Source organism: Micromonospora sp. LHW51205, from assembly GCF_003315815.1.
Classification (GTDB): domain Bacteria; phylum Actinomycetota; class Actinomycetes; order Mycobacteriales; family Micromonosporaceae; genus Micromonospora; species Micromonospora chalcea.
The window spans coordinates 1312320-1332380 of the sequence record NZ_QMEZ01000001.1; the positions used below are offsets into that span (position 1 = coordinate 1312320).

Genomic DNA, 20061 nt, shown 5'->3' on the forward strand with positions numbered 1-20061 from the left:
GCCGCTGGGCGCGCGGTGCGGGGCCGGGCGGTCGCGACCGGGGTACGGCGGGACTAACCTTCCCCGGAGTAGGAGACGCAGGTCACGCGACGAAGGAGTCACCGCATGAGCGAGGCATTGGCCAACTTGCTGAACGAGACGCGCCAGTTCCCGCCGCCGGCTGAACTCGCCGCGAACGCCAACGTGACCGCCGAGGCGTACGAGGAGGCGGCCGGTGACCGGCTGGCCTTCTGGGCGCGTCAGGCCGGCCGGCTGGCCTGGGCCCAGCCGTGGGAGCAGGTGCTCGACTGGTCGAACGCCCCGTTCGCGAAGTGGTTCACCGGGGGCACGCTGAACGTGGCGTACAACTGCCTGGACCGGCACGTCGAGGCGGGCCTCGGCGACAAGGTGGCGATCCACTGGGAGGGCGAGCCCGGCGACACCCGCACCGTCACCTACGCCGACCTGCACCGGCTCACCTGCCAGGCGGCGAACGCGCTGACCGAGCTGGGCGTGACCGCCGGTGACCGGGTGGCGATCTACATGCCGATGATCCCGGAGGCCGCGGTGGCGATGCTCGCCTGCGCCCGGATCGGCGCCACGCACAGCGTGGTGTTCGGCGGCTTCTCCGCGGACGCGCTCACCAACCGGATCCAGGACGCCAGCGCCAAGGTGGTGATCACCGCGGACGGCGGGTACCGGCGGGGCAAGCCGTCGGCGCTCAAGCCGACCGTGGACGAGGCGGTGGCGAAGTGCCCGTCGGTGGAGCACGTGCTGGTGGTGCGGCGTACCGGTGAGGAGGTCGCCTGGTCGGGCAGGGACCACTGGTGGCACGAGACGGTGGAGACGGCGGCGCCGGAGCACGAGGCGCAGCCGTTCGACGCCGAGCACCCGCTGTTCATCCTCTACACCAGCGGCACGACGGCCCGGCCGAAGGGCATCCTGCACACCACCGGCGGCTACCTGACCCAGGCGTCGTACACCACGCACGCGGTGTTCGACCTGAAGCCGGAGTCGGACGTCTACTGGTGCACGGCCGACATCGGCTGGGTGACCGGGCACTCCTACATCGTGTACGGCCCGCTCTCCAACGGCGCCACCCAGGTCATGTACGAGGGCACGCCGGACACCCCGCACAAGGGCCGGTTCTGGGAGATCGTCGACAAGTACAAGGTGACCATCCTGTACACGGCGCCGACGCTGATCCGCACCATGATGAAGTGGGGCGAGGACATCCCGGCCGGGTACGACCTGTCGTCGCTGCGTCTGCTCGGCAGCGTCGGCGAGCCGATCAACCCGGAGGCGTGGATCTGGTACCGGCAGCACGTCGGCCGCGGCGAACTGCCGGTGGTGGACACCTGGTGGCAGACCGAGACCGGCGCCATCATGATCTCGCCGCTGCCCGGTGTGACCGAGGCGAAGCCCGGCTCGGCGATGGGCCCGCTGCCCGGCATCGTCGCCGACGTGGTGGACGACCAGGGTGAGTCGGTGCCGAACGGCGGCGGCGGTTACCTGGTGCTGAAGGAGCCGTGGCCGTCGATGCTGCGGACGGTGTGGGGCGACGACAACCGCTTCCTGGAGACGTACTGGTCGCGGTTCGGCGCGGGCGCCAACATCGGCGACGAGTGGGTCTACTTCGCCGGTGACGGCGCGAAGAAGGACGACGACGGGCACATCTGGCTGCTCGGCCGGGTGGACGACGTGATGCTGGTGTCCGGCCACAACATCTCCACCACGGAGGTGGAGTCGGCGCTGGTCAGCCACCCGTCGGTGGCGGAGGCGGCGGTGGTCGGCGCGACCGACCCGACCACCGGGCAGGCGATCGTCGCGTTCGCCATCCCGCGCGGCACCGCGGAGACCGCCGGCGACGCGGGCGAGCAGCTCATCGCCGAGCTGCGCAACCACGTGGCGAAGACGCTCGGCCCGATCGCGAAGCCGCGGCAGATCATGCTGGTGCCGGAGCTGCCGAAGACCCGCTCCGGCAAGATCATGCGCCGGTTGCTGCGGGACGTGGCGGAGAACCGGTCGCTCGGCGACGTGACCACGCTCCAGGACTCCTCGGTGATGGAGTTGATCTCGTCGGGGATGAGTGGCGGCAAGTCCGACGAGGACTGACGACAGCCGACCAGGGGGCGGACCGCGGCGCGGTCCGCCCCCTTCGTCGTATCCGGGATCCGCGCCGGTCGATCGGGGGACCCGATCTGACCTGATCGGCCAGAGCACTTTTCCACCACTGTCGATGTCGCTTGTTGTCGGTTACGTTCAGCCGCACCGGCGGATTTCGACGAGCGTCAGTGAGACGGCCGGTTCCCCACCATTCCCTACGAACGGAGTGGCATGCTCCCCATGTCGCAGCACAGGGCACGGCGACGCTTACTCGTCGCGCTGCCCGTCATCGCGCTCGCGGCCACGTCGCTGACCGTGACGGGCAGCGCGGCGGCCCAGCCGTCCCGGTCCGCACCGGTCACGATCGGGGCGGACGAGCACTACATCAACTACGCCGAGCCCGAGGTGCAGCCGGACACCGGCGGCAAGGAGATCAAGGGCCGTGACGGCGTCTTCACCTCGCCCGCGGACGAGGCCCGCGCCTACGACCGCAAGTACGCCGGGGGCAACCCGATCGCGGCCCGTGAGCTGGCCAAGCTGGAGGCCAAGTCCATCCGGACCGGCAAGAGCCCTCGCAAGATCAAGCAGGCAAAGAGTACGCAGACCGCCAAGCTGCTGACGCTGCTCGTCGAGTTCAACGACAACGCCAACGACGACTTCACAGGCGTGATGGTCCCGAAGACGGTGTTCGAGGACCGCACCTGCGTTCCCGGCACGGTGCAGAACGGGCCGCGGCACAACACCATCCCGAACCCGGCCACGCTGCCGCACAAGGACAACAACTCGATGTGGGTGCCGGACTTCTCGCCGGCCCACTACGACAAGATGCTCTACAGCAAGAAGGGCATCACCGAGCGGGTCCGCAAGGACCTCAAGGGGCCGGACGGCAAGCCGGGCATCAGCCTCGCCGGGCGGACCATGCACAACATGTACCTGGAGATGTCCAAGGGCGCGTACACGGTGGACGGGCAGGCCACCCCGTGGATCACGGTGCCGCACTCGGAGGGCTGGTACGCCGCGTCGCGCTGTTTCCAGGACGAGAACGGCAACTGGGTCGCCGGGCGTGAGCAGTCGATGAACGGCCACCCGGACAACCCGCAGGGCGCCGGCCGCCTCGCCACCGACGCGATCGACGCGCTGGCCGCGGCCGACCCGAACTTCCCCTGGGCCGACTACGACATCGAGGACCAGAGCGACCGCGACGGCGACGGCAACTACCACGAGCCGGACGGCGTGATCGACCACCTGGTGCTGGTGCACGCCAACCAGGGCAAGTCCCGTGGCGGCGGCGACATCGGCATCTACTCGGTCTGGGCGCACTCCTCGACGGTGGCCGGCGGCTACACGATCCCCGGCACCAACCTGAAGGTGTCGAACTACATCGTGCAGCCGGAGGACGCCGGCGTCGGCGTCTTCGCCCACGAGTTCGGCCACGACCTGGGCCTGCCGGACCTCTACGACACCTCCGGCAACGCCGACTCGGACGTGGACTTCTGGGACCTGATGGCGTCCGGCTCGCACTCCGGCGAGATCTTCCAGGCGCTGCCCACCCACATGGGCCTGTGGGACAAGTGGGTGCTGGGCTGGGCCGAGCCGAAGACGTTCGGGCCGGGTGACCGGTCCAAACTGGTCAAGCTCGGGCAGACGTCGCGTACGCCGGTCGGCACCGAGGACGGCATCAAGATCGACCTGCCGGACAAGGTGATCTCACTGGCGACGCCGCACAGCGGCGGCAACATGTGGTACTCCGGCGCGGACCAGAACTGGGCCGACGTCAAGCTCAGCCGCACGGTGACCGTCCCGAACGCCGCCGACGCGAAGTTCTGGATGTGGAACAACTACGTCATCGAGGCGGACTGGGACTTCGGCTTCGTCGAGGTCTCCACCGACGGCGGCGCCACCTGGAACGAGCAGAAGGTGTACGCCGAGGGCGGCGCGCTGGTCTCCACAAACGACGGCTACGCCGACCCGAACGGCCGGATGGTCGACTTCGGCAACAAGAAGTACGGCCTGAGCGGCAGCACCGGCGGCTGGCGGCACGACTACGTCGACCTGTCGTCGTTCGCCGGGCAGACCGTGCAGGTGCGGCTGCGGTACGCCACCGACGAGGCGTTCGTCGAGCGCGGCTGGTTCGCCGACGACTTCTCGGTGACCGGCGGCGGCGCCACCACCTGGAGCGACGACGTGGAGAGCGGCGCGGCGGGCTGGACCCAGACCGGCGGCACCTTCACCGACACCAGCGGCGCGGGTTGGTACATCGACTCGGGCACCCAGGTCAAGTCGCACTACTACCTGGCCGAGTGGCGTAACTTCGACGGCTTCGACAACGGCCTGAAGTACACCTACGACACCGTCTACTCGCACGAGGCGTGGAAGGTCGACCGGATCGCGTACAACGCGCCGGGCATGCTGGTCTGGTACCGGGACACCCAGCTCGGCGACGTCAACCACGTCACCGCGCAGATGACCGCGCTGCCCAGCTACGGCGCCAAGGGCGGTCTGCTGATCGTCGACTCGCACAACGACCCGCTGCGCCGCAAGGGCACCGCGGCCGAGAAGGACCCGTCGGTGCTGAAGAACCTGCCCAGCCGGCCGCAGTCCTCCAACGCCGCGTTCGGCCTCAAGCCCACGTACCCGTTCAAGGAGTGCCTGGAGGCGGCGGACGAGCCGTACAGCGAGTACTGCACGAAGTTCGGCCCGCAGGCGCCGGTGAAGGGCTTCACCGACGCCAAGGGCTGGTACCCGGGCATCGAGATCCGTGACGGCGCCGCGTACGCGCGGGACAACGACGCATCGGTGGTCGTCCCGTCGCGGGGCAACCAGCAGTACACGACCCGGGTGGTGAACCCGGACGGCACTCCGGCCACCGACTACTACGGTTCGACGCTGGGTGGCGGGGCGATCGTGCTCGGCACCGGCAACCCGGGTGACGCGGGCGTCCAGTACGGCGTCTCGATCATCATCAAGCGGGCCGCCAAGGACAACTCGTACGCCCAGGTGTACGTGGTCCCGCCGCGTCCCTGAAACGGGCGCGGTCAAAGCGGAACCGGAATGACCGAAAAATGATCTGATCTAGCTCGATGGGGGAAGGGCCGGGAGCGTGAGCGCTCCCGGCCCTTCCGCTAACCCATTAATCCATGCATGTCTCTGCAATCGCGGCTCCGCGCATCGTCGCTGGTCAACGACTCGGTGACGGGCAGGTGTGTGACGGTGAAAAGCGTTCTCAACAAAAAGTTGCAACAAATCGACGCACGCGTCTTCCCACCAGTCGCAGCAGTGTCTATGTTCACCCTTGGTCCCACCAGTGGACCGTTCCACCGGCCCGTACCCCCAGTTGGGCCGGTTCCCTCACACCGGAGGTACCACGTGCGCAAAGTCGCAGTGGGTCTGCTCGGGCTTTCGCTGACCGCGACGGGGCTGGTGGCAGGCACGGCCGCCAGCGCCGCGCCGACGCCGAAGCTGCCGGCCGCCGCTCCGTCGGTGGCCGAGCCTGCGCAGGCTGAGCACGACCTGCCCAACCCGCTCGAGGAGAAGCGGCGCGCGCTGCGCCAGGAAGGCCTCAGCGAGGTCCTGTCCGGCAGGGCGAAGGCCCAGAAGATCAACGGCAGCACGGTCGTCAAGGTCGGCGAGCGGGCCGCCGCCGGTCCCGCGGCGGGCAAGGCAGCCAAGAGCACCAAGGCCGGCAAGGGCCCGACCAAGGACCAGTACGTCGAACTCTCCCGCGAGCGGACCGACAGGATCTTCGTCATCCTCGCGGAGTTCGGCGACGAGCGGCACCCGAACTACCCGGACCAGGACACCGACCCGGACACCCCGGGCCCGACCCGGTTCGACGGTCCGCTCCGCAACCAGATCCCCCAGCCCAACCGCGCGGTGGACAACTCCACGGTCTGGCAGGCGGACTACAGCGCCGACTACTACCGGCAGCTGTACTTCGGCACCAACCCGGGCGACGAGTCGCTGAAGCAGTACTACGAGGCCCAGTCCTCGGGTCGGTACAGCGTCGACGGCGAGGTCACCAACTGGGTGAAGGTGCGGTACAACGAGGCTCGCTACGGCCGCTCCGGCGGCTACCCGTGTGCCTCGAACGTCTGCACCAACACCTGGGCCCTGGTCCGCGACGCCGCCAACCAGTGGGTCGCCGACCAGAAGGCGCAGGGCCGCTCCGACGCGGAGATCGCCGCGGACGTCAAGGCGATGGACCAGTGGGACCGGTACGACTTCGACGGCGACGGCGACTTCAACGAGCCGGACGGCTACATCGACCACTTCCAGATCGTCCACGCCGGCGGCGACGAGGCCGACGGTGACCCGTACCAGGGTGAGGACGCCATCTGGAGCCACCGGTGGTACGCCTTCGCCAGCGACCAGGGCAACACCGGCCCGGAGAACTTCCCGGCCGGCGGCACCCAGATCGGCAACACCGGCGTCTGGATCGGTGACTACACGATCCAGCCGGAGAACGGTGGCCGGAGCGTCTTCTACCACGAGTACGGCCACGACCTCGGTCTGCCGGACGACTACAACGTGGTCAGCGGTGGGGACAACAACAACGAGCACTGGACCCTGATGGCCCAGAGCCGGCTCGGCGCCAAGAACGACGGCGGCATCGGCGAGCGCGGTGGCGACCTCGGCGCCTGGAACAAGCTCCAGCTCGGCTGGCTCGACTACGAGGTGATCGTGGCCGGCCAGAAGCGCACCCTGGAACTCGGGCCGCAGGAGTACAACTCCAACAAGGCCCAGGGCGCCGTGGTGGTGCTGCCGCAGCGGGAGTACACCTTCCAGAACGGCAAGCCGTTCGAGGGTACGAAGCAGTTCTTCTCGGGCAACGACGACGACCTGAACAACACGATGACGCGCACTGTCGACCTCACCGGGAAGACCAGCGCCGCGCTGTCGATGAAGGGTCGCTACAGCATCGAGGCGGACTACGACTACCTGTTCTTCGAGGCGTCCACCGACGGTGGCCAGACCTGGACCTCGCTGCCCGGTACGGCCAACGGCACCCCGCTGAAGGAGATCTCCCCCGGGCGCTACGCCCTGGACGGCTCCAGCAACGACCAGTGGGTCGACGTCAACATCCCGATGGACGCGGTCGCCGGCAAGGTCGTGCAGTTCCGGCTCCGCTACCAGACGGACGGCGGTGTGTCCGAGGGCGGCTTCTACGGTGACGCGATCACCGTGACCGCCGACGGTCAGACCCTCCTCACCGACGGCGCCGAGGCCGGTGCCAACGGCTGGACCCTCAGCGGCTTCAGCATCGTCGAGGAGACCTACACCCGTAAGTTCGACAACTACTACATCGCCGGTCACCGGTCGTACGTCTCGTACGACAAGTACCTCAAGACCGGCCCGTACTTCTTCGGCTACGCGAACACCCGCCCGGACTACGTGGACCACTACGCGTACCAGGAGGGTCTGCTGATCTCCTACTGGAACCTGCGGTTCGCGGACAACGACACGTTCGCGCACCCGGGTGAGGGTCGGAACATGATCATCGACGCGCACCCGCGGCCGATCTACAACCTGACCGGCCAGCCCTGGCGGGCCCGTGTCCAGGTCTACGACGCGCCGTTCAGCCTGAAGAAGGCCGACTCGTTCACGCTGCACATCAACAGCCAGCCGCAGTACATCCGCGGTCAGGACGCGCAGCCGCTGTTCGACGACACCAAGCAGTACTGGTACCCGGAGCTGCCGAACCACGGCGTCAAGCTCCCGGCCACCGGCACCAAGATCAAGGTCCTGGAGCAGAACGGCACCTCGCTGAAGGTCCGCTTCTCCTGATCCACTGATCGACGCGCCACGCGATGCCCGGGCGGGCTCACCGCCCGGGCATCGCCCTTTCCGGGAACCCGGCGTACCCCGCCCGCGTCCCATCCGTTCGACACCCGCCCCACGCTGCCGGCCGCCCCACGATGGCGCTGATCGACGGCGCGGCCGAGACGGAGGATCCGTGTCCGACGACCACCAGCCGGCCGCGAGCGGCGCCGGCACGCCCGCCGACCGGCCCACGCCACTGTCCGCCACCGAACTGCCGACGCTGCGGCGTCCCGCCGGCCCGCCGAGGAAGCCGACCGACAACCGCCCGGCCGGCGTCGTCGCCGGATGGATCACCCGGGGCGGCGCCGGACCCTGCTACGGCCTGATGGACGAAAACGGCACGGAGTACGCCGTGTACGGCCCGGACGCCGGGGAGTTGCGCAAGGGCGACTTCGTCTCACTGCGGCTCACCGCGCGGGACCGCTCGGTGGACTGCGGGCCCGGCATCCCCATGCGCGTCGCCGAATCCTGACCCCGCAAGCGGTCGCCGGGCCACATGGGTCACCTCCCGGAGAAATCCCTGATCCTGGTCACCTGCGAGCCCGATGCGCGATCGGCGGCCCTAGGCTGTGCCCCATGACCGACCAGCGCGGCGGACCCGTCGACGAGTCCTGCGTCCTGCCCGAGGGGCCGTGGACGCACCGGTTCGTCGGTGCCAACGGCAGCCGGTTCCACGTCGTCGAGGCGGGCGCCGGTCCGATGGTGCTCTTCCTCCACGGCTTCCCCGAGTACTGGTACGCCTGGCACGAGATGCTGCCGGCGGTCGCGGACGCGGGCTTCCGGGCGGTCGCCGTCGACCTGCGCGGCTACGGCGCGAGCGACAAACCACCCCGGGGGTACGACGGCTACACGCTCGCCGCCGACGTCGCCGGCCTGATCCGCGCACTCGGCGAGCGATCGGCCACGGTGGTCGGCACCGGCGCGGGCGGGCTCATCGCCTGGACCGCCGCCTCCTTCCACCCGACCCTGGTCCGGCGGCTCGTGGTGCTCGGCGCGCCGCACCCGCTGCGGCTGCGGGCCGCCATCTTCGCCGACCCGCGCGGCCAGTTCGCCTCGGCCACCGCCACGCTGAAGTTCCAGCTTCCCCGCTACGAGCACGTCCTGACCCGGGACGACGCCGCCGAGGTGGAGGAGATCCTGCGCCGGTGGGGCGGCCCGCGCTGGGCGGACAGCCCCGACTTCGCCGCCTACGCCCACTGCTGCCGGGTCGCGATGCAGATCCCGCAGGCCGCGTTCTGCGCGATGGAGGGCTACCGCTGGGCGTTCCGCTCGGTGCTGCGGCTGCACGGCTACCGCTTCGTGAAGCTGATGCAGAAGCCGCTCGTCACGCCGACCCTGCAACTGCACGGCGCGCTGGACCGCGCGTCGCTTCCCCGTACCGCCCAGGGCTCCGGCCGCTACGTCAGCGCGCCGTACGAGTGGCGGCTGCTCGACGACGTGGGGCACTTCCCCCACGTGGAGGCCCGTGACCTGGTGCTCGGCGAGGTCCTGCGCTGGGCGAAGTCCTGACTCAGACCCGCTGCTCGCCCAGGTCGGCCACCTCGGTCGCGGGCGCCCAGCCCTGGTAGACGCCGAAGTCGAACGCCTCCAGCCCCATCGCCTCGGCCACCGGCCAGCGCCCACCCGTGTACTCCAGCCGCAGCCAGCCCTCGTGCTCGGCCAGCACGATGAACGGCTGTCCCTGCCAGGTGCAGGTGGTCCGCACGTACGCGAGATCGTCGACCTCGGCCGCCGGCACCACCCGGACGTACCGGCCGGGGCGTACCTCGGTGAACCCCTCCTCCGGGCCGGGCTGGTAGAGGCGGATGTCGTCGCAGTCGGGGCTGGCCTGGTACTCCCGCCCCCGCCAGCGGGCCACGTAGCCGTCGCGGGTCACGCCTCGTCCGCCTTCCGCCAGACCAGCGCGTCGGTGTCCAGGACCGCGACCAGCCGCGTGGCGCCGTCCGCGCCGAGCCGCCACAGCTCGGCGCCGTGCGGCAGGCGGGCGCTGTCCACCTTGAACTCGGCGATCACGTCGCTGCTCTCCCCGGGAGCGAAGCCGTTGCCGCGGAACGGCGGCCGCTCGATCACCCAGCCCTCCATCGCCCGCATCGCGGCCTCGTTCGGCCCGCCGTAGGGGATCCGGTAGAGGCTCGGCCGGTAGGCCGGCCAGCGCAGCAGGTAGATCTCCTCGTCGTCCGGGGAGAACGGCGAACCCGGGTGGCCGAGCCCGAGCGCCCGGTACAGCTCCGCCGGGCTGTTCAGGTGCGCCAGTTCCCCGGCCCGGTGCACGAAGCCGGAGACCCGGTCGTAGCCACGCTCCAGGTAGTACGCGAGCTGGCTCGGCGCGATCGCCTTCTGCATGGTCACCGGCTGGTTCGCGGCGATCGTCGGCGCCTCCGGGCGCTGTCGTTCCGCCGGCTGCTGCGCGGCGGCCGGCTCCGGGTCGTCGCCGAGGCCCACCTCGGCCGCCCAGTTGGCGAGCGCGAGAACCTGCTCCCCCGGGTACGTCGCGCCGACCGGGCTGTCCGGGTTCACCCGGAACGACCAGGACACGTCCGGCCACTTGCGAATGAGCTGGACGAACTTGACCCGTACCGTCTCGACCGCGTCTCCGGCGTGCTCGGCGAGGCGTTCCGGGGAGGTGTAGACCGAGACGGACGTCTCGCCGTCCACCGACTCGGTGTGCCAGACGAACCCCGGCTCACCCGGCCGGCTGCCCGCGGCCGAGTCGGGCGCGGCCGGCAGCAGCACCCGGGCCAGCAGCAGGGTGGTGAGGAAGCCGTCGGTGCTCCCGCTGCCCGCGGCGGCCAGCAACTCCTCCTCCACGTTGTTCGCCGGCACGAAGTCGGCCGGAGCGGCGGCGCTCACCGGGTCGCCGTCGATCGGCGCCGGCTCCGCCACGGGCGCGGGCGGCGCCGAGGTGTCCGGCGTCTCGTGCGGGGTGGACAGCGCGACGGTCGGCTCACCCGGCGCGAACAGCGACGTGGTGACGGAGTCGTCGAAGGCCGCCGGTTCGGCCTCGGTGGCCGGCTGCGTGGCCGGCTCGGCGTCGGCGGCCGGCTCGAAGAGCGACACGGTGGCCTGTTCCCCGGCGGTGGCCGGCGCGAACAGGGCCGCCGTCTGCTCGGGCGGCGTCGGCGCGAACAGCGAGGTGGTCGGCTCGGCAGCCGGCGTGTGCGCCTCGAACAGGGAAACCGTGGGTTCGGCCGTCGAGGTGAACGACACCGTCGGATCGTCGAGCCGCCCGGCCCGGTCGAACGGCGCCGTCTCGGCCGGCGCAACGGTGTGGGCGGCCTCGGTGAGGTTCATCGTCTCGTCGCCGGTCGTCAGCAGCGGGTCGGCCGGGAGCGGCGCGGTCGGGTCACCGGCCCAGGGTGCCGCCGCGTGATCGGCCGGCACGGCACGCACCGGGTCGGCGTACTGCGCGGACCAGGGCTGATCGGGCTCGGTCAGGTCGCGGGCCTCGATGACCGTGCCCTCGATGACGATGGGGGTGAAGTCCCGGCGCGGCGCGGGCGGGCTCGACACCGGCTCGGCCATCGAGGGCGACAGCGCCTCCGTCGGGTCCTCGGCAGCGTTCCAGGGCGGGGCCTCCCGGTCGGGGCCGACCGGGTCGGCCCACGTGTCCGTCGCGGGGGTGGCAGGGCCGGAGTGACGCCGGGGCAGCGTCCCGATGGCGTCCTCGGGTGGGCGGCTCGGCCGGAACGCCTGGGTCGCCTCGTCGGTCCGGAGCGCCGGAGGCGGCTCGTCCGCCTGCGCCGCGAACGCCTGGGTGGGGTCCTCCCGTACCGGCTCGTTCAGCGGACGGCGACGCGGAAACGGCTGGCCACCGGCGAACCGGGTCGGCGGGGTGGCCCGGTCGGCGGCCCGCCGTGGCGCGTCCAGCGGTGACGGGCGCCGGGCCGAGCGACCGGAGGCGGGCTCGAAGAAGGACCGCGACGGTGGCGGTGGCGTGGGGGTCGGCGGCGGCTCGTCGGTCGACGCGGGCTCGGCGGCGAAGGGGTCCGGCTCGTCGGGGCGGCGGCGCAGGTCGGTGAGCCAGCCGTCCAGGGCGTCCGTACCCGGTTCGTCGCCCGGGTCGGCGCGGCCCGGGCTGTCCCGGTCCGGCTCCCGGCGGCGGGGCGGCACGGTCGGCAGCCGCCGCCCCAGCACCGAACCGCCGCGTACCGGCACCGTCGGCGGCTCGTCGTCCGCAGTCCGCCGTCCGCCCCGGTCGCCCGGCACCGCCGGAGGCGGCACCGCGGGAGGCGGAACGGCTGCGGGTGGAACCGCGGGAGCCGGAACGACAGGGGGCGGGACGGCGGCCGGCGGGACGGGTACGGCGGACGGGCGGGGCGCGGAATCGGGTACGCCGTTGCGCGCGCTCCGGGCCGCGCCCTCCACCCGCTCCAGCCGGGCCCGAGCGCCCATGGTCCGCCCGGGCAGCCGGACGTCGCCCCGGGAGAGCTGAGCGACGTACCAGGCGGGCAGGTAGCCCTCGATCGGCAGCCCGGGGTTGACCGCCAGCCACCACTCCGGGTTGGGCCAGCCGTCCGCCAGGTCCGGGTAGGGGACACGGCGGGCCGTGCCGGCGTTCTCCCCCAGGCTGGCCCGCAGCGCGGCGGCGGAGGTGAAGGCGAGCACGTGCGTGCGGCCGCCGGAGGTCCAGGTGCCCCATCCGCCGGCCGGGCCGCCCGTGACCGGCAGGAACAGATCGACGCGCGTCAGCACCCGAAAGTACTGCTGCTGGTCCTGGGCGCGCAGCGCGTCCCGCATCGCCACCTCGGCCTCGGTGGCCGGCTCCCATCCGGTCACGGCCACCTCTCCTTCCGCGAACAGGCCACAGGCATCGCCTACAACCTACAAGGTGGCAGCAAGATCAGGACTTCTGGCCATCGACGGTCCGCCCCGATGTCCACGAGGCGATAACATCCCGTCCCGGAGCCGACACGTTACGGAGGTCGTCGATGTATCGGCCTGTCGCGCACCCGGCCGTGGCCGCCCTGGCGACGCTCCTCGCCGTCGGGTCTCCGGTCGCCCCCGCGGCGGCTCGCGCGCCGGCCGGCTGTGCCTCGCCACCCGCCCCGGCGCGGCCGGTCGCGCAACAGCCGTGGCCGCAGCAACGGTACGCCCCGGACCGGCTCGCCCCGCTCGCCACCGGCGCCGGAGTCGTGGTCGCGGTGATCGACTCGGGCGTGGACCGGTCCCATCCGCAGCTCGCCGGGCGCGTCCTGTCCGGCGCCGACTTCCTCGACCCGGGCGGGGACGGCACCCGGGACTGCGCCGGGCACGGCACCGGTGTCGCGAGCATCGTCGCCGCCGCCCCGCAGCCCGGCGTCGCGTTCCGCGGCCTCGCGCCGGACGCGCGCATCCTCCCGGTACGGGTGAGCGAGCAGCAGGTGGTCGAGGGGCGGGAGTCGGGGCGTACCGTCGACGCGGCCGGTTTCGCCCGGGCGATCCGGTGGGCGGTGGACCACGACGCCGACGTGCTCAACCTGTCGGTCGTGCTGTACGCGGACGACCCCGACGTGCGCGCCGCCGTCGCGTACGCGCTGCGACAGGACGTGGTGGTGGTGGCCGCCGCCGGGAACCTGCACGACAACGGCGATCCCCGGCCCTACCCGGCCGCGTACGACGGCGTGCTGGGGGTGGGCGCGATCGGCCCGGACGGCACCCGCTCGGCGTTCTCCCAGACCGGCCCGTACGTCGACGTGGTCGCCCCGGGCAGCGAGGTGCTGATGGCGGCGCCCCGCCAGGGACACCACCGGGCGGAGGGCACCAGCTACGCCACTCCGTTCGTGGCCGGCACCGCGGCGCTGCTGCGTCAGTACCGGCCCCGGCTGAGCGCGGACGAGGTGGCCGCCCGGATCGTGGCCGCCGCCGACCCGGCCCCGGGACGGGAGACCGGCTACGGCGCGGGGGTGCTCAACCCGTACCGGGCGGTGACCGAGTCGGCGGGCGTGGTGGACTCCCGGCCCCGGCCGGGCGCCGCGCTGCCCGCCGACCGGCCGGATCCGGCCGCGCTGGCCCGCGAGGCTCGCCGCGGGACGGCCCGGGACCGGGCGCTGCTGACCGCCGCCGTCGTGGGCGGGACCGTGGCACTCGTGGCGGCGCTCGCCCTGGTGCTGCCGCGCGGAGCACGGCGCCGCTGGCGGGCGGCCGACCCGGCCTGAACCGCCGTGCGGCCCGGATCGGCAGACCCGGGCCGCACGGGACGCTTCACTGGAACAGGTTGGTGTTGCGCTTCTCGGTGTCGAGGTAGTCGGCCGCGGAATCCTCCACCGCGAGCTTGATGTCGCGCAGCATCGCCTGCAGGTCCTGCGAGGCGGCCCGCCACCGGGACTGCCGCACCTCGTACGCCTCGCGGGCGGCGCCGTTCCAGCTCGCCACCAGCGGGGCGGCGTCGCGTTCCAACTGGCCGAGCTGGCTCTCCAGGGTGGACAGCGCCCGTTGGATGTCGGCGCCGGCCTGTTGCAGGGCGGCGAAGTTGACGACCAGCACACCGTGCTCCATGAGTTCGATCCTTCCGGTTGTCAGAGCGGCAGCTGGATGCCGCGGTTGGTGCCCGCCACCCGGCCGGCGGCCTCGGTGTCGGACAGGTCGTACTGCCGGCCGGCGGTGCGGATCGCGGTGGCGGTCTCCCGCAGCGCCCGCTGCAGGGCCGCCTGGTCCTGCGCCCACTGCTGCTTGACCTGCGCGAACGAGCGCCCTCCGGCGCCCCGCCAGGCCTGCTGCAGCACCTCCAGCTCGGCCATCAGGCCGCTGAGCATGGTCTGCAGCGACTGGTCGACCTGCTCGAACTTCGCGGCGGTCTGCTGCATCACCGCGGCTTCTGCATGGGTCTGGGACATCCCGGACGTCACCTCGTCTCCTCGGTCGTGGCTGGTCACCCCGGTGACCACCGTGGACTCGCCGGGGGCGCCCGGGGCCGGTGGAGGGGAAGACCAGGCGGCGGCGGACACGCGACTCGACGATTTCGTCGCTGACGGTAGCCGCCCCACTCCGGTTCTGCTACCCCCTCGGGCTCCCCTGTGGACAACTCGGCCACTACGATGTGCCACGGTGACGTCACAGCGGGACCCGGGCGAGGAGGTGCGGTGGCCGCGACGACAACGACCCGGCCGGCCGCGTCCGCCCCACTGTGGACACGGCGGCCGGGCGCGCGGCAGCGGGCCGGTCAGGTCGTGGCGACACAGGTCGCGGCGGCCGTGCTGGTGGCCGCCGCCGGGCGGGGTTTCGTGGCGACCGCCGCCGCGCTGCTCACCGCCGCGCTGATGCTGCCGGCCGCGTGGATCCGGGTACGCGGCCGCTGGCTGCACGAATGGCTCGTCACCGCCGTCGCGTACCTGACCCGGCGCCGCGCCCTGCCGTCGGCCGCCGATCCGGCGGCGCTGCTGGAACTGGTCCGGCCGGGGGCGGTGGCCGGCTCCACCGAGCTGGCCGGCGGTCCGGCCGCCGTGCTGCACGACGCCGCCGGCCTGACCGCGCTGCTGGAACTCGGCGACCCGGACGACCTGCTCGGTGACCACGCGCGCCGGCTGCCCGTACCGTCCGACCTGCTCCCGCCGAGCGGCCCGGACGCCCCAGCGGTCCGGTTGCAGCTCGTCTTCTCGTCCTCCCCCGCGCCCGTGCCGGCCGTCGCGGGCGGTCCCGCCGGGACGTCCTACCGGCAGCTCACCGACGGCCGGGTGCCGGGGCGGACGCGCGCGGTCCTGGCCGTCCAGGTGTTGCGGGCGGACGGCTGGCCGGACGAGGAGTTGCTGCGGGCGCTCTCCGGCACGCTGCGGCGGATCGTCCGCCGGCTCGGGCCGCTCACCGCCCGGCCGCTCGGCGGGGACGCGGCGCTGCGGGTGATCGCCGAGCTGGCCCATCACGAGCCCGGCGCCCCGGTCCGGGAGACGTGGCCGCTGCTCACCGTGGGCGGGCTGGCGCAGGCCACCTGGCGACTGCGCCGGTGGCCCGATCCGCGGGGCGAGCCCTCCCCGGGGCTGGTCACCCGGCTGCTCGCGGTGCCCGCCACCGCCACCACCGTCGCGCTGACGGTCGGACCCCGCGCCGGGACGAATCCGGCCCCGGCCGAGTTGGCGGTGCGGGTCGCCGCCGGCAGCGCGGACGAGTTGTCGGCGGTGGATCGGACGCTTCGGCGCGTCGCCGGTGACGTCGGCGGGGAGCTGCGCCGGCTCGACGGGGAGCACCTGGCCGGGCTCGCCGCCACGCTGCCGCTCGGGGTGACCGGTGGGTCCGGGTCGCCGCCGCCCGCACTGGAACTGCCCCCGGCCACCGCCGGCCTGATGGTGGGCGCCAACCGCCACGGCGCCGCGCTCACCGTGCGCCTGTTCCGGCCCGCCCCGACACGGGTGCTGCTGATCGGCGGTGTGCCGGCCGCTCAACTGCTCGTGCTGCGGGCGCTGGCGCTGGGCGCCCGGGTGGCGGTGCAGACCGGCCGTCCCCGGGCCTGGGAGCCGTTCGTCCGCGGCGTCGGGACGCTCGGTGGCGGCGTACCGCTGCTTCCGCCGGGGCGTCCGCCCGGCGGCGCGCCCGCCTCACCGCTGTGCCCGCTGCTGGTGGTGGTCGACGTCGGCCCGGTGCCGCCGGAGGCCGGGCCGGACGCGGCCTGGCAGTCCGTGCTCGTGGTCCGCGACGAGCTGACCGCGGCCGACACGGCGACGCTGGCCCGCGCCGACCTGGCGATCCTTCAGCCACTCGACCCGGACGAGGCGGCGCTGGCCGGAGCGGCACTCGGGCTCGGCGGATCCGCCGACTGGTTGACCCGCATCCGCGACGACATGGTGGCGGTGGTCAACCGGCGGGCCCTGCGGTGGGCGCTGCTCTCACCGACGCCTGTGGAGTCGCAACTGGTCGGTCACCCGCGACGCTGAGGCGCGCGGGGGCGTCATGCTGCTTTCCCTGGTGGTACGTCCGTGGCACGATCCCGGCCATGGATTTCCTGAAGGGTCTTCTGATTCGTGTGGGCTCGACGGCAGTGGCGTTCTGGCTCGCCACGCTGCTCATCCCCGGCATCTCGCTGGACTCCGGGTCGGCCACCGAGACGGTGATCACGCTGGTTCTCGTCGCGGTGATCTTCGGAGTGGTCAACGCGGTGCTCCAGCCGATCATCAAGACCGTGGGTTGCGGCTTCTACCTGCTCACCCTCGGTTTGATCGCGCTCGTGGTGAACGGCCTGCTCTTCCTGCTCACCAGTTGGATCGCCGGTGAGGCCGGGTTGCCCTTCCACGTGGACGGGTTCTGGCCGGAGGCGGTGCTGGGCGCGCTGTTCGTCGGCATCGTCACCTGGATCCTGGGCGCCGTCCTCGACCGCGACTGACACCCCCGGTCCCGGCCGGGCGCGACGGCGACCGGCCGGGTCCACCAGGAGGGAATTGGCTGGCGAGCGGCCCCTGTGTCGGCGCTAGCGTCGGCGGGTGTTCACTGTGACCCGCGCGGACGGCTACCAGATCAGTACCGACCCGGACCGGATCGACCTGGACCGGGTGCACGCCTGGCTCGCCGGCGACGCCTACTGGGCGCGGGGGCGGGAGCGGGAGACGGTCGCGCGCTCGTTCGCCGGCTCGATCGGCTTCGGCGTCTACCGCGCCAGTGACGGGCGGCAGGTCGCTGTCGCCCGGGTGGTCACCGACCGGGCCACGTTCGCCTGGCTCTGCGACGTCTACGTCGACCCGGCCGAGCGTGGTCGCGGACTGGGCACCTGGCTGGCCGGCGCGGTCCGCGACCACCTGGCCGAGCTGGGCGTACGCCGGATCCTGCTGGCGACGCTCGACGCGCACGGGGTCTACGCGAAGCTCGGCTTCCGCCCGGTCGCGCCGGATCGGTGGATGGAGCTGGATCAGCGGGTGACGCCGGTCACCGATAAGGATCAGCAGACAGATCCACCACTTACGGTGGAGCGGTGAACCAGCTCCGGCTCGGCTACCTGTACGGCGTCGGCGCGTACCTGATCTGGGGTTTCTTCCCGATCTACCTGAAGCTGCTGCGCCCGGCCGGGCCGATGGAGATCCTCGCGCACCGGATCCTCTGGTCGGTGGCGTTCGTGGCGTTGCTGCTGGCCGCCACGCGGCACGCCGGTTTTCTGCGCAGGCTGGCCGGGCGGCCGCGGGCGCTCGCCGGCATCGGGCTCGCCGCCGCGCTGATCGCCGTCAACTGGGGCACGTACATCTACGGCGTGAACTCCGACCGGGTGGTGGAGACGGCGCTCGGGTACTTCATCAACCCGCTGGTGTCGGTGCTGTTCGGCGTCTTCCTGCTGCGCGAACGGCTGCGACCGGCGCAGTGGGCGGCGCTCGGCGTCGGCGGGCTCGCGGTGGCGGTGCTCGCCATCGACTACGGCCGGCTGCCCTGGCTGGCGCTCACGCTGGCGTTCAGCTTCGCCGGGTACGGCCTGGTCAAGAAGCGCCTCGCGCTGCCCGCCACGGAGGGGCTGTTCGTGGAGTCGGCGGTGCTGGCGCTGCCCGCGCTGGCGTACCTGGGCTGGCTGTCGGCGCGCGGCGACTCGACGTTCGGGCACGTCTCGGCCGGGCACACCGCGCTGCTGGTGCTGGCCGGCGCCGCCACCGCGATCCCGCTGCTGCTGTTCGCCGGGGCGGCGAACCGGCTGCCGCTGTCCACTGTCGGCATGCTGCAATATCTGGCCCCGATCCTCCAGCTCGGCTGCGGCGTGCTGATCTTCCACGAGCCGATGCCCGCGGTCCGGCTGGCCGGCTTCGCGCTGGTGTGGCTGGCCCTGATGGTCTTCACCGCCGACGCCCTGCGCCACTCCCACCGCACCCGCCAGGCCACCCGCACCCCCACCCCGGCCGCCGCACCCACCCCGTCCCGTTGATCTTGCACTTACCGCCCCGGCGAAAGGGACCAATCACCCGCGCCGAGGGCCGCAACTGCAAGATCAACGGGGAGGGGACGGCGGTCAGCGGAAGTCGTAAGCCAGGACTGGGGAATTGGCGCCTCGGAGGAGTTCCAGGCGGACCAGTTCACCCCTGGTGAACCGGGTTACCCCGGAGAACCGCAGGTCGTCGCCGGGGGCGGCGAGCCAGGAGCCGATTTGCTCCGTCGCGCCGTCCGGGCCGTGCGCCACCAGCCGGAACGTGTACGCCTCCCGGTGCCCGGCCCGCCTGTCGTAGCCGCAGTGCATGGTGACCTCGGTGCCCCACGGCGTCTCGGTCAGCCCCACCTCGGCGTGCACCGGCACCGTCCCGGCCACCGGCCGCATGGAGGTCAACGCCACCTGCGGCGTGGACGGCTCGGCCGGCGGCTGGACCAGCGCCACCCCGACGCCGGCCAGCACCGCGAGCGCGGCGGCGGCGAGCGCGGTCAGCGCGTACCGGCGGCGGGAGCGGGACCGCTCGCGGCGCTTGCGCTCCCGCGCGGCGTCGAGCAGCGCGGGCACCCGCGACGTCTCCGGCCCGACCTCCAGGAACTGCTCCAGGCCGGCCGGGTCGAGCCGGCCCAGCAGGCCGGGCAGCACGGCGATCTCGGCCACCGCCTCCCGGCACTGGGCGCAGCCGGCCAGGTGCCGCTCGTAGGCGACCCGGTCCGCCGGGGCGAGGGCACCAAGCACGTACGCCCCGTCGTCGTGCGCGAACTCGCAGCGTGTCATCCGGTCACCCCCATCTCGGCCAGCGCCAACCGTAGTGAGCGCAGCGCGTAGTGGGTACGCGACTTCACCGTGCCGGGCGGTACGCCCAGCCGCGCCGCCGCCTCCGCCACCGAACGCCCCTGGTAGAAGCACTCGACGAGCACTTCCCGATGGGTCGGGCTGAGCCGGTTGAGCGCCTCGGCCACGGTCCACGCCTCCACCGCGCGCTCCGTCTCGTCGACCGTCTCGGCGGTCTCCGGCAGTTCGTCCGTGTACACCTCGCCGACCCGGGCCGAACGCCGCCGCCAGGCGTCGATGGCCAGGTTCCGCGCCGTGGTGAACAGCCAGGCGCGTACCGAGCCGCGTCGCGGGTCCAGCGACTCGGGGTGCCGCCAGGCGCGCAGCAGCGTCTCCTGCACCAGGTCCTCGGCGCGGGGCCGATCGCCGTTGACCAGCCGCAGGGCGTGCGCGTACAGCGCGTCGGCATGCTCGTCGTGCAGCGCGCGCAGCAGTTGGGCGTCGTGGTCGCTGATGGCGGTACCTCGCTTCCGGCGGCGGGGAGACCGGCGATGTGTACGCCCTTCCATACGTGCCGTGTCGCCGAA

16 protein-coding genes are annotated in these 20061 nt (G+C 72.5%); 10 read left to right on the forward strand and 6 right to left on the reverse strand.

Annotated elements, in window-relative coordinates:
• The first annotated feature begins 105 nt into the window (after positions 1 to 105).
• The 5 genes from acs (at position 106) to DQE82_RS06215 (ending at position 9414) form a co-directional block, all read left to right on the forward strand.
• The gene (acs, locus tag DQE82_RS06195; RefSeq protein ID WP_043327265.1) at positions 106 to 2094 is read left to right on the forward strand and encodes an acetate--CoA ligase; all 1989 of its coding nucleotides are present in this window, start codon (positions 106 to 108) and stop codon (positions 2092 to 2094) included.
• Between the two features lie 231 nt (positions 2095 to 2325).
• Positions 2326 to 5109 (forward strand): immune inhibitor A domain-containing protein, encoded by a 2784-nt coding sequence (locus tag DQE82_RS06200; protein WP_231915639.1) that lies wholly within the window; start codon positions 2326 to 2328, stop codon positions 5107 to 5109.
• A 357-nt stretch (positions 5110 to 5466) separates the two neighbouring features.
• On the forward strand, positions 5467 to 7869 hold the full coding sequence (locus DQE82_RS06205) for an immune inhibitor A domain-containing protein (RefSeq protein WP_043327268.1): 2403 nt from the start codon (positions 5467 to 5469) through the stop codon (positions 7867 to 7869).
• Between the two features lie 169 nt (positions 7870 to 8038).
• The gene (locus tag DQE82_RS06210) at positions 8039 to 8377 is read left to right on the forward strand and encodes a hypothetical protein (protein ID WP_064448442.1); all 339 of its coding nucleotides are present in this window, start codon (positions 8039 to 8041) and stop codon (positions 8375 to 8377) included.
• Positions 8378 to 8481: 104 nt separating this feature from the next.
• Positions 8482 to 9414: an alpha/beta fold hydrolase gene (locus DQE82_RS06215; protein WP_043327273.1), complete on the forward strand. Its 933-nt coding sequence runs from the start codon at positions 8482 to 8484 to the stop codon at positions 9412 to 9414.
• A 1-nt stretch (position 9415) separates the two neighbouring features.
• On the opposite strand, the gene DQE82_RS06220 is transcribed toward DQE82_RS06215, so the two are convergent.
• Positions 9416 to 9781 (reverse strand): hypothetical protein, encoded by a 366-nt coding sequence (locus tag DQE82_RS06220; RefSeq protein WP_064448441.1) that lies wholly within the window; start codon positions 9779 to 9781, stop codon positions 9416 to 9418.
• Positions 9778 to 12681 carry an SseB family protein gene (locus DQE82_RS06225; protein WP_233514598.1) on the reverse strand — a complete coding sequence of 968 codons (2904 nt, stop codon included), beginning with the start codon at positions 12679 to 12681 and terminating at the stop codon, positions 9778 to 9780. The genes DQE82_RS06220 and DQE82_RS06225 overlap by 4 nt, the downstream gene beginning before the upstream one ends.
• Before the next feature lie 152 nt (positions 12682 to 12833).
• On the opposite strand from DQE82_RS06225, the gene mycP reads away from it, so the two are divergent.
• On the forward strand, positions 12834 to 14039 hold the full coding sequence (gene mycP, locus DQE82_RS06230) for a type VII secretion-associated serine protease mycosin (protein ID WP_043327278.1): 1206 nt from the start codon (positions 12834 to 12836) through the stop codon (positions 14037 to 14039).
• Between the two features lie 46 nt (positions 14040 to 14085).
• Here the strand turns inward: mycP and DQE82_RS06235 are convergent, their stop codons facing one another.
• Together DQE82_RS06235 and DQE82_RS06240 are read right to left on the reverse strand one after the other, a co-directional pair.
• Positions 14086 to 14379, reverse strand: coding sequence for a WXG100 family type VII secretion target (locus DQE82_RS06235; protein ID WP_043327280.1), 294 nt, complete (start codon positions 14377 to 14379; stop codon positions 14086 to 14088).
• A 20-nt stretch (positions 14380 to 14399) separates the two neighbouring features.
• Positions 14400 to 14717: a WXG100 family type VII secretion target gene (locus tag DQE82_RS06240; RefSeq protein WP_113972376.1), complete on the reverse strand. Its 318-nt coding sequence runs from the start codon at positions 14715 to 14717 to the stop codon at positions 14400 to 14402.
• A gap of 246 nt (positions 14718 to 14963) precedes the next feature.
• Here DQE82_RS06240 and eccE point away from each other — a divergent pair, with 246 nt between their 5' ends.
• From eccE to rarD, 4 genes are all read left to right on the forward strand, one after another.
• Entirely contained in the window at positions 14964 to 16745 is a 1782-nt protein-coding gene (gene eccE, locus DQE82_RS06245) for a type VII secretion protein EccE (RefSeq protein WP_113972191.1), read from the forward strand.
• 59 nt (positions 16746 to 16804) lie between these two features.
• On the forward strand, positions 16805 to 17191 hold the full coding sequence (locus DQE82_RS06250; RefSeq protein WP_030503717.1) for a phage holin family protein: 387 nt from the start codon (positions 16805 to 16807) through the stop codon (positions 17189 to 17191).
• A gap of 97 nt (positions 17192 to 17288) precedes the next feature.
• Positions 17289 to 17777: a GNAT family N-acetyltransferase gene (locus DQE82_RS06255; protein ID WP_113972192.1), complete on the forward strand. Its 489-nt coding sequence runs from the start codon at positions 17289 to 17291 to the stop codon at positions 17775 to 17777.
• Complete coding sequence (gene rarD / locus DQE82_RS06260; protein WP_113972193.1) at positions 17774 to 18703, forward strand: EamA family transporter RarD; 930 nt, start codon at positions 17774 to 17776, stop codon at positions 18701 to 18703. The genes DQE82_RS06255 and rarD overlap by 4 nt, the downstream gene beginning before the upstream one ends.
• Positions 18704 to 18787: 84 nt before the next feature.
• On the opposite strand, the gene DQE82_RS06265 is transcribed toward rarD, so the two are convergent.
• Together DQE82_RS06265 and DQE82_RS06270 are read right to left on the reverse strand one after the other, a co-directional pair.
• Complete coding sequence (locus tag DQE82_RS06265; RefSeq protein ID WP_069088820.1) at positions 18788 to 19477, reverse strand: anti-sigma factor; 690 nt, start codon at positions 19475 to 19477, stop codon at positions 18788 to 18790.
• Positions 19474 to 20043 carry a sigma-70 family RNA polymerase sigma factor gene (locus tag DQE82_RS06270; protein WP_036343884.1) on the reverse strand — a complete coding sequence of 190 codons (570 nt, stop codon included), beginning with the start codon at positions 20041 to 20043 and terminating at the stop codon, positions 19474 to 19476. The genes DQE82_RS06265 and DQE82_RS06270 overlap by 4 nt, the downstream gene beginning before the upstream one ends.
• Positions 20044 to 20061 lie beyond the last annotated feature (18 nt).

Coding starts and splice junctions, on each gene's coding strand:
- acs (WP_043327265.1), top strand. CDS start 106: ATGAGCGAGGCATTGGCCAACTTGCTGAACGAGACGCGCCAGTTCCCG.
- DQE82_RS06200 (WP_231915639.1), top strand. CDS start 2,326: ATGTCGCAGCACAGGGCACGGCGACGCTTACTCGTCGCGCTGCCCGTC.
- DQE82_RS06215 (WP_043327273.1), top strand. CDS start 8,482: ATGACCGACCAGCGCGGCGGACCCGTCGACGAGTCCTGCGTCCTGCCC.
- mycP (WP_043327278.1), top strand. CDS start 12,834: ATGTATCGGCCTGTCGCGCACCCGGCCGTGGCCGCCCTGGCGACGCTC.
- DQE82_RS06235 (WP_043327280.1), bottom strand. CDS start 14,379: ATGGAGCACGGTGTGCTGGTCGTCAACTTCGCCGCCCTGCAACAGGCC.
- DQE82_RS06240 (WP_113972376.1), bottom strand. CDS start 14,717: ATGTCCCAGACCCATGCAGAAGCCGCGGTGATGCAGCAGACCGCCGCG.
- DQE82_RS06250 (WP_030503717.1), top strand. CDS start 16,805: ATGGATTTCCTGAAGGGTCTTCTGATTCGTGTGGGCTCGACGGCAGTG.
- DQE82_RS06265 (WP_069088820.1), bottom strand. CDS start 19,477: ATGACACGCTGCGAGTTCGCGCACGACGACGGGGCGTACGTGCTTGGT.
- DQE82_RS06270 (WP_036343884.1), bottom strand. CDS start 20,043: ATGGAAGGGCGTACACATCGCCGGTCTCCCCGCCGCCGGAAGCGAGGT.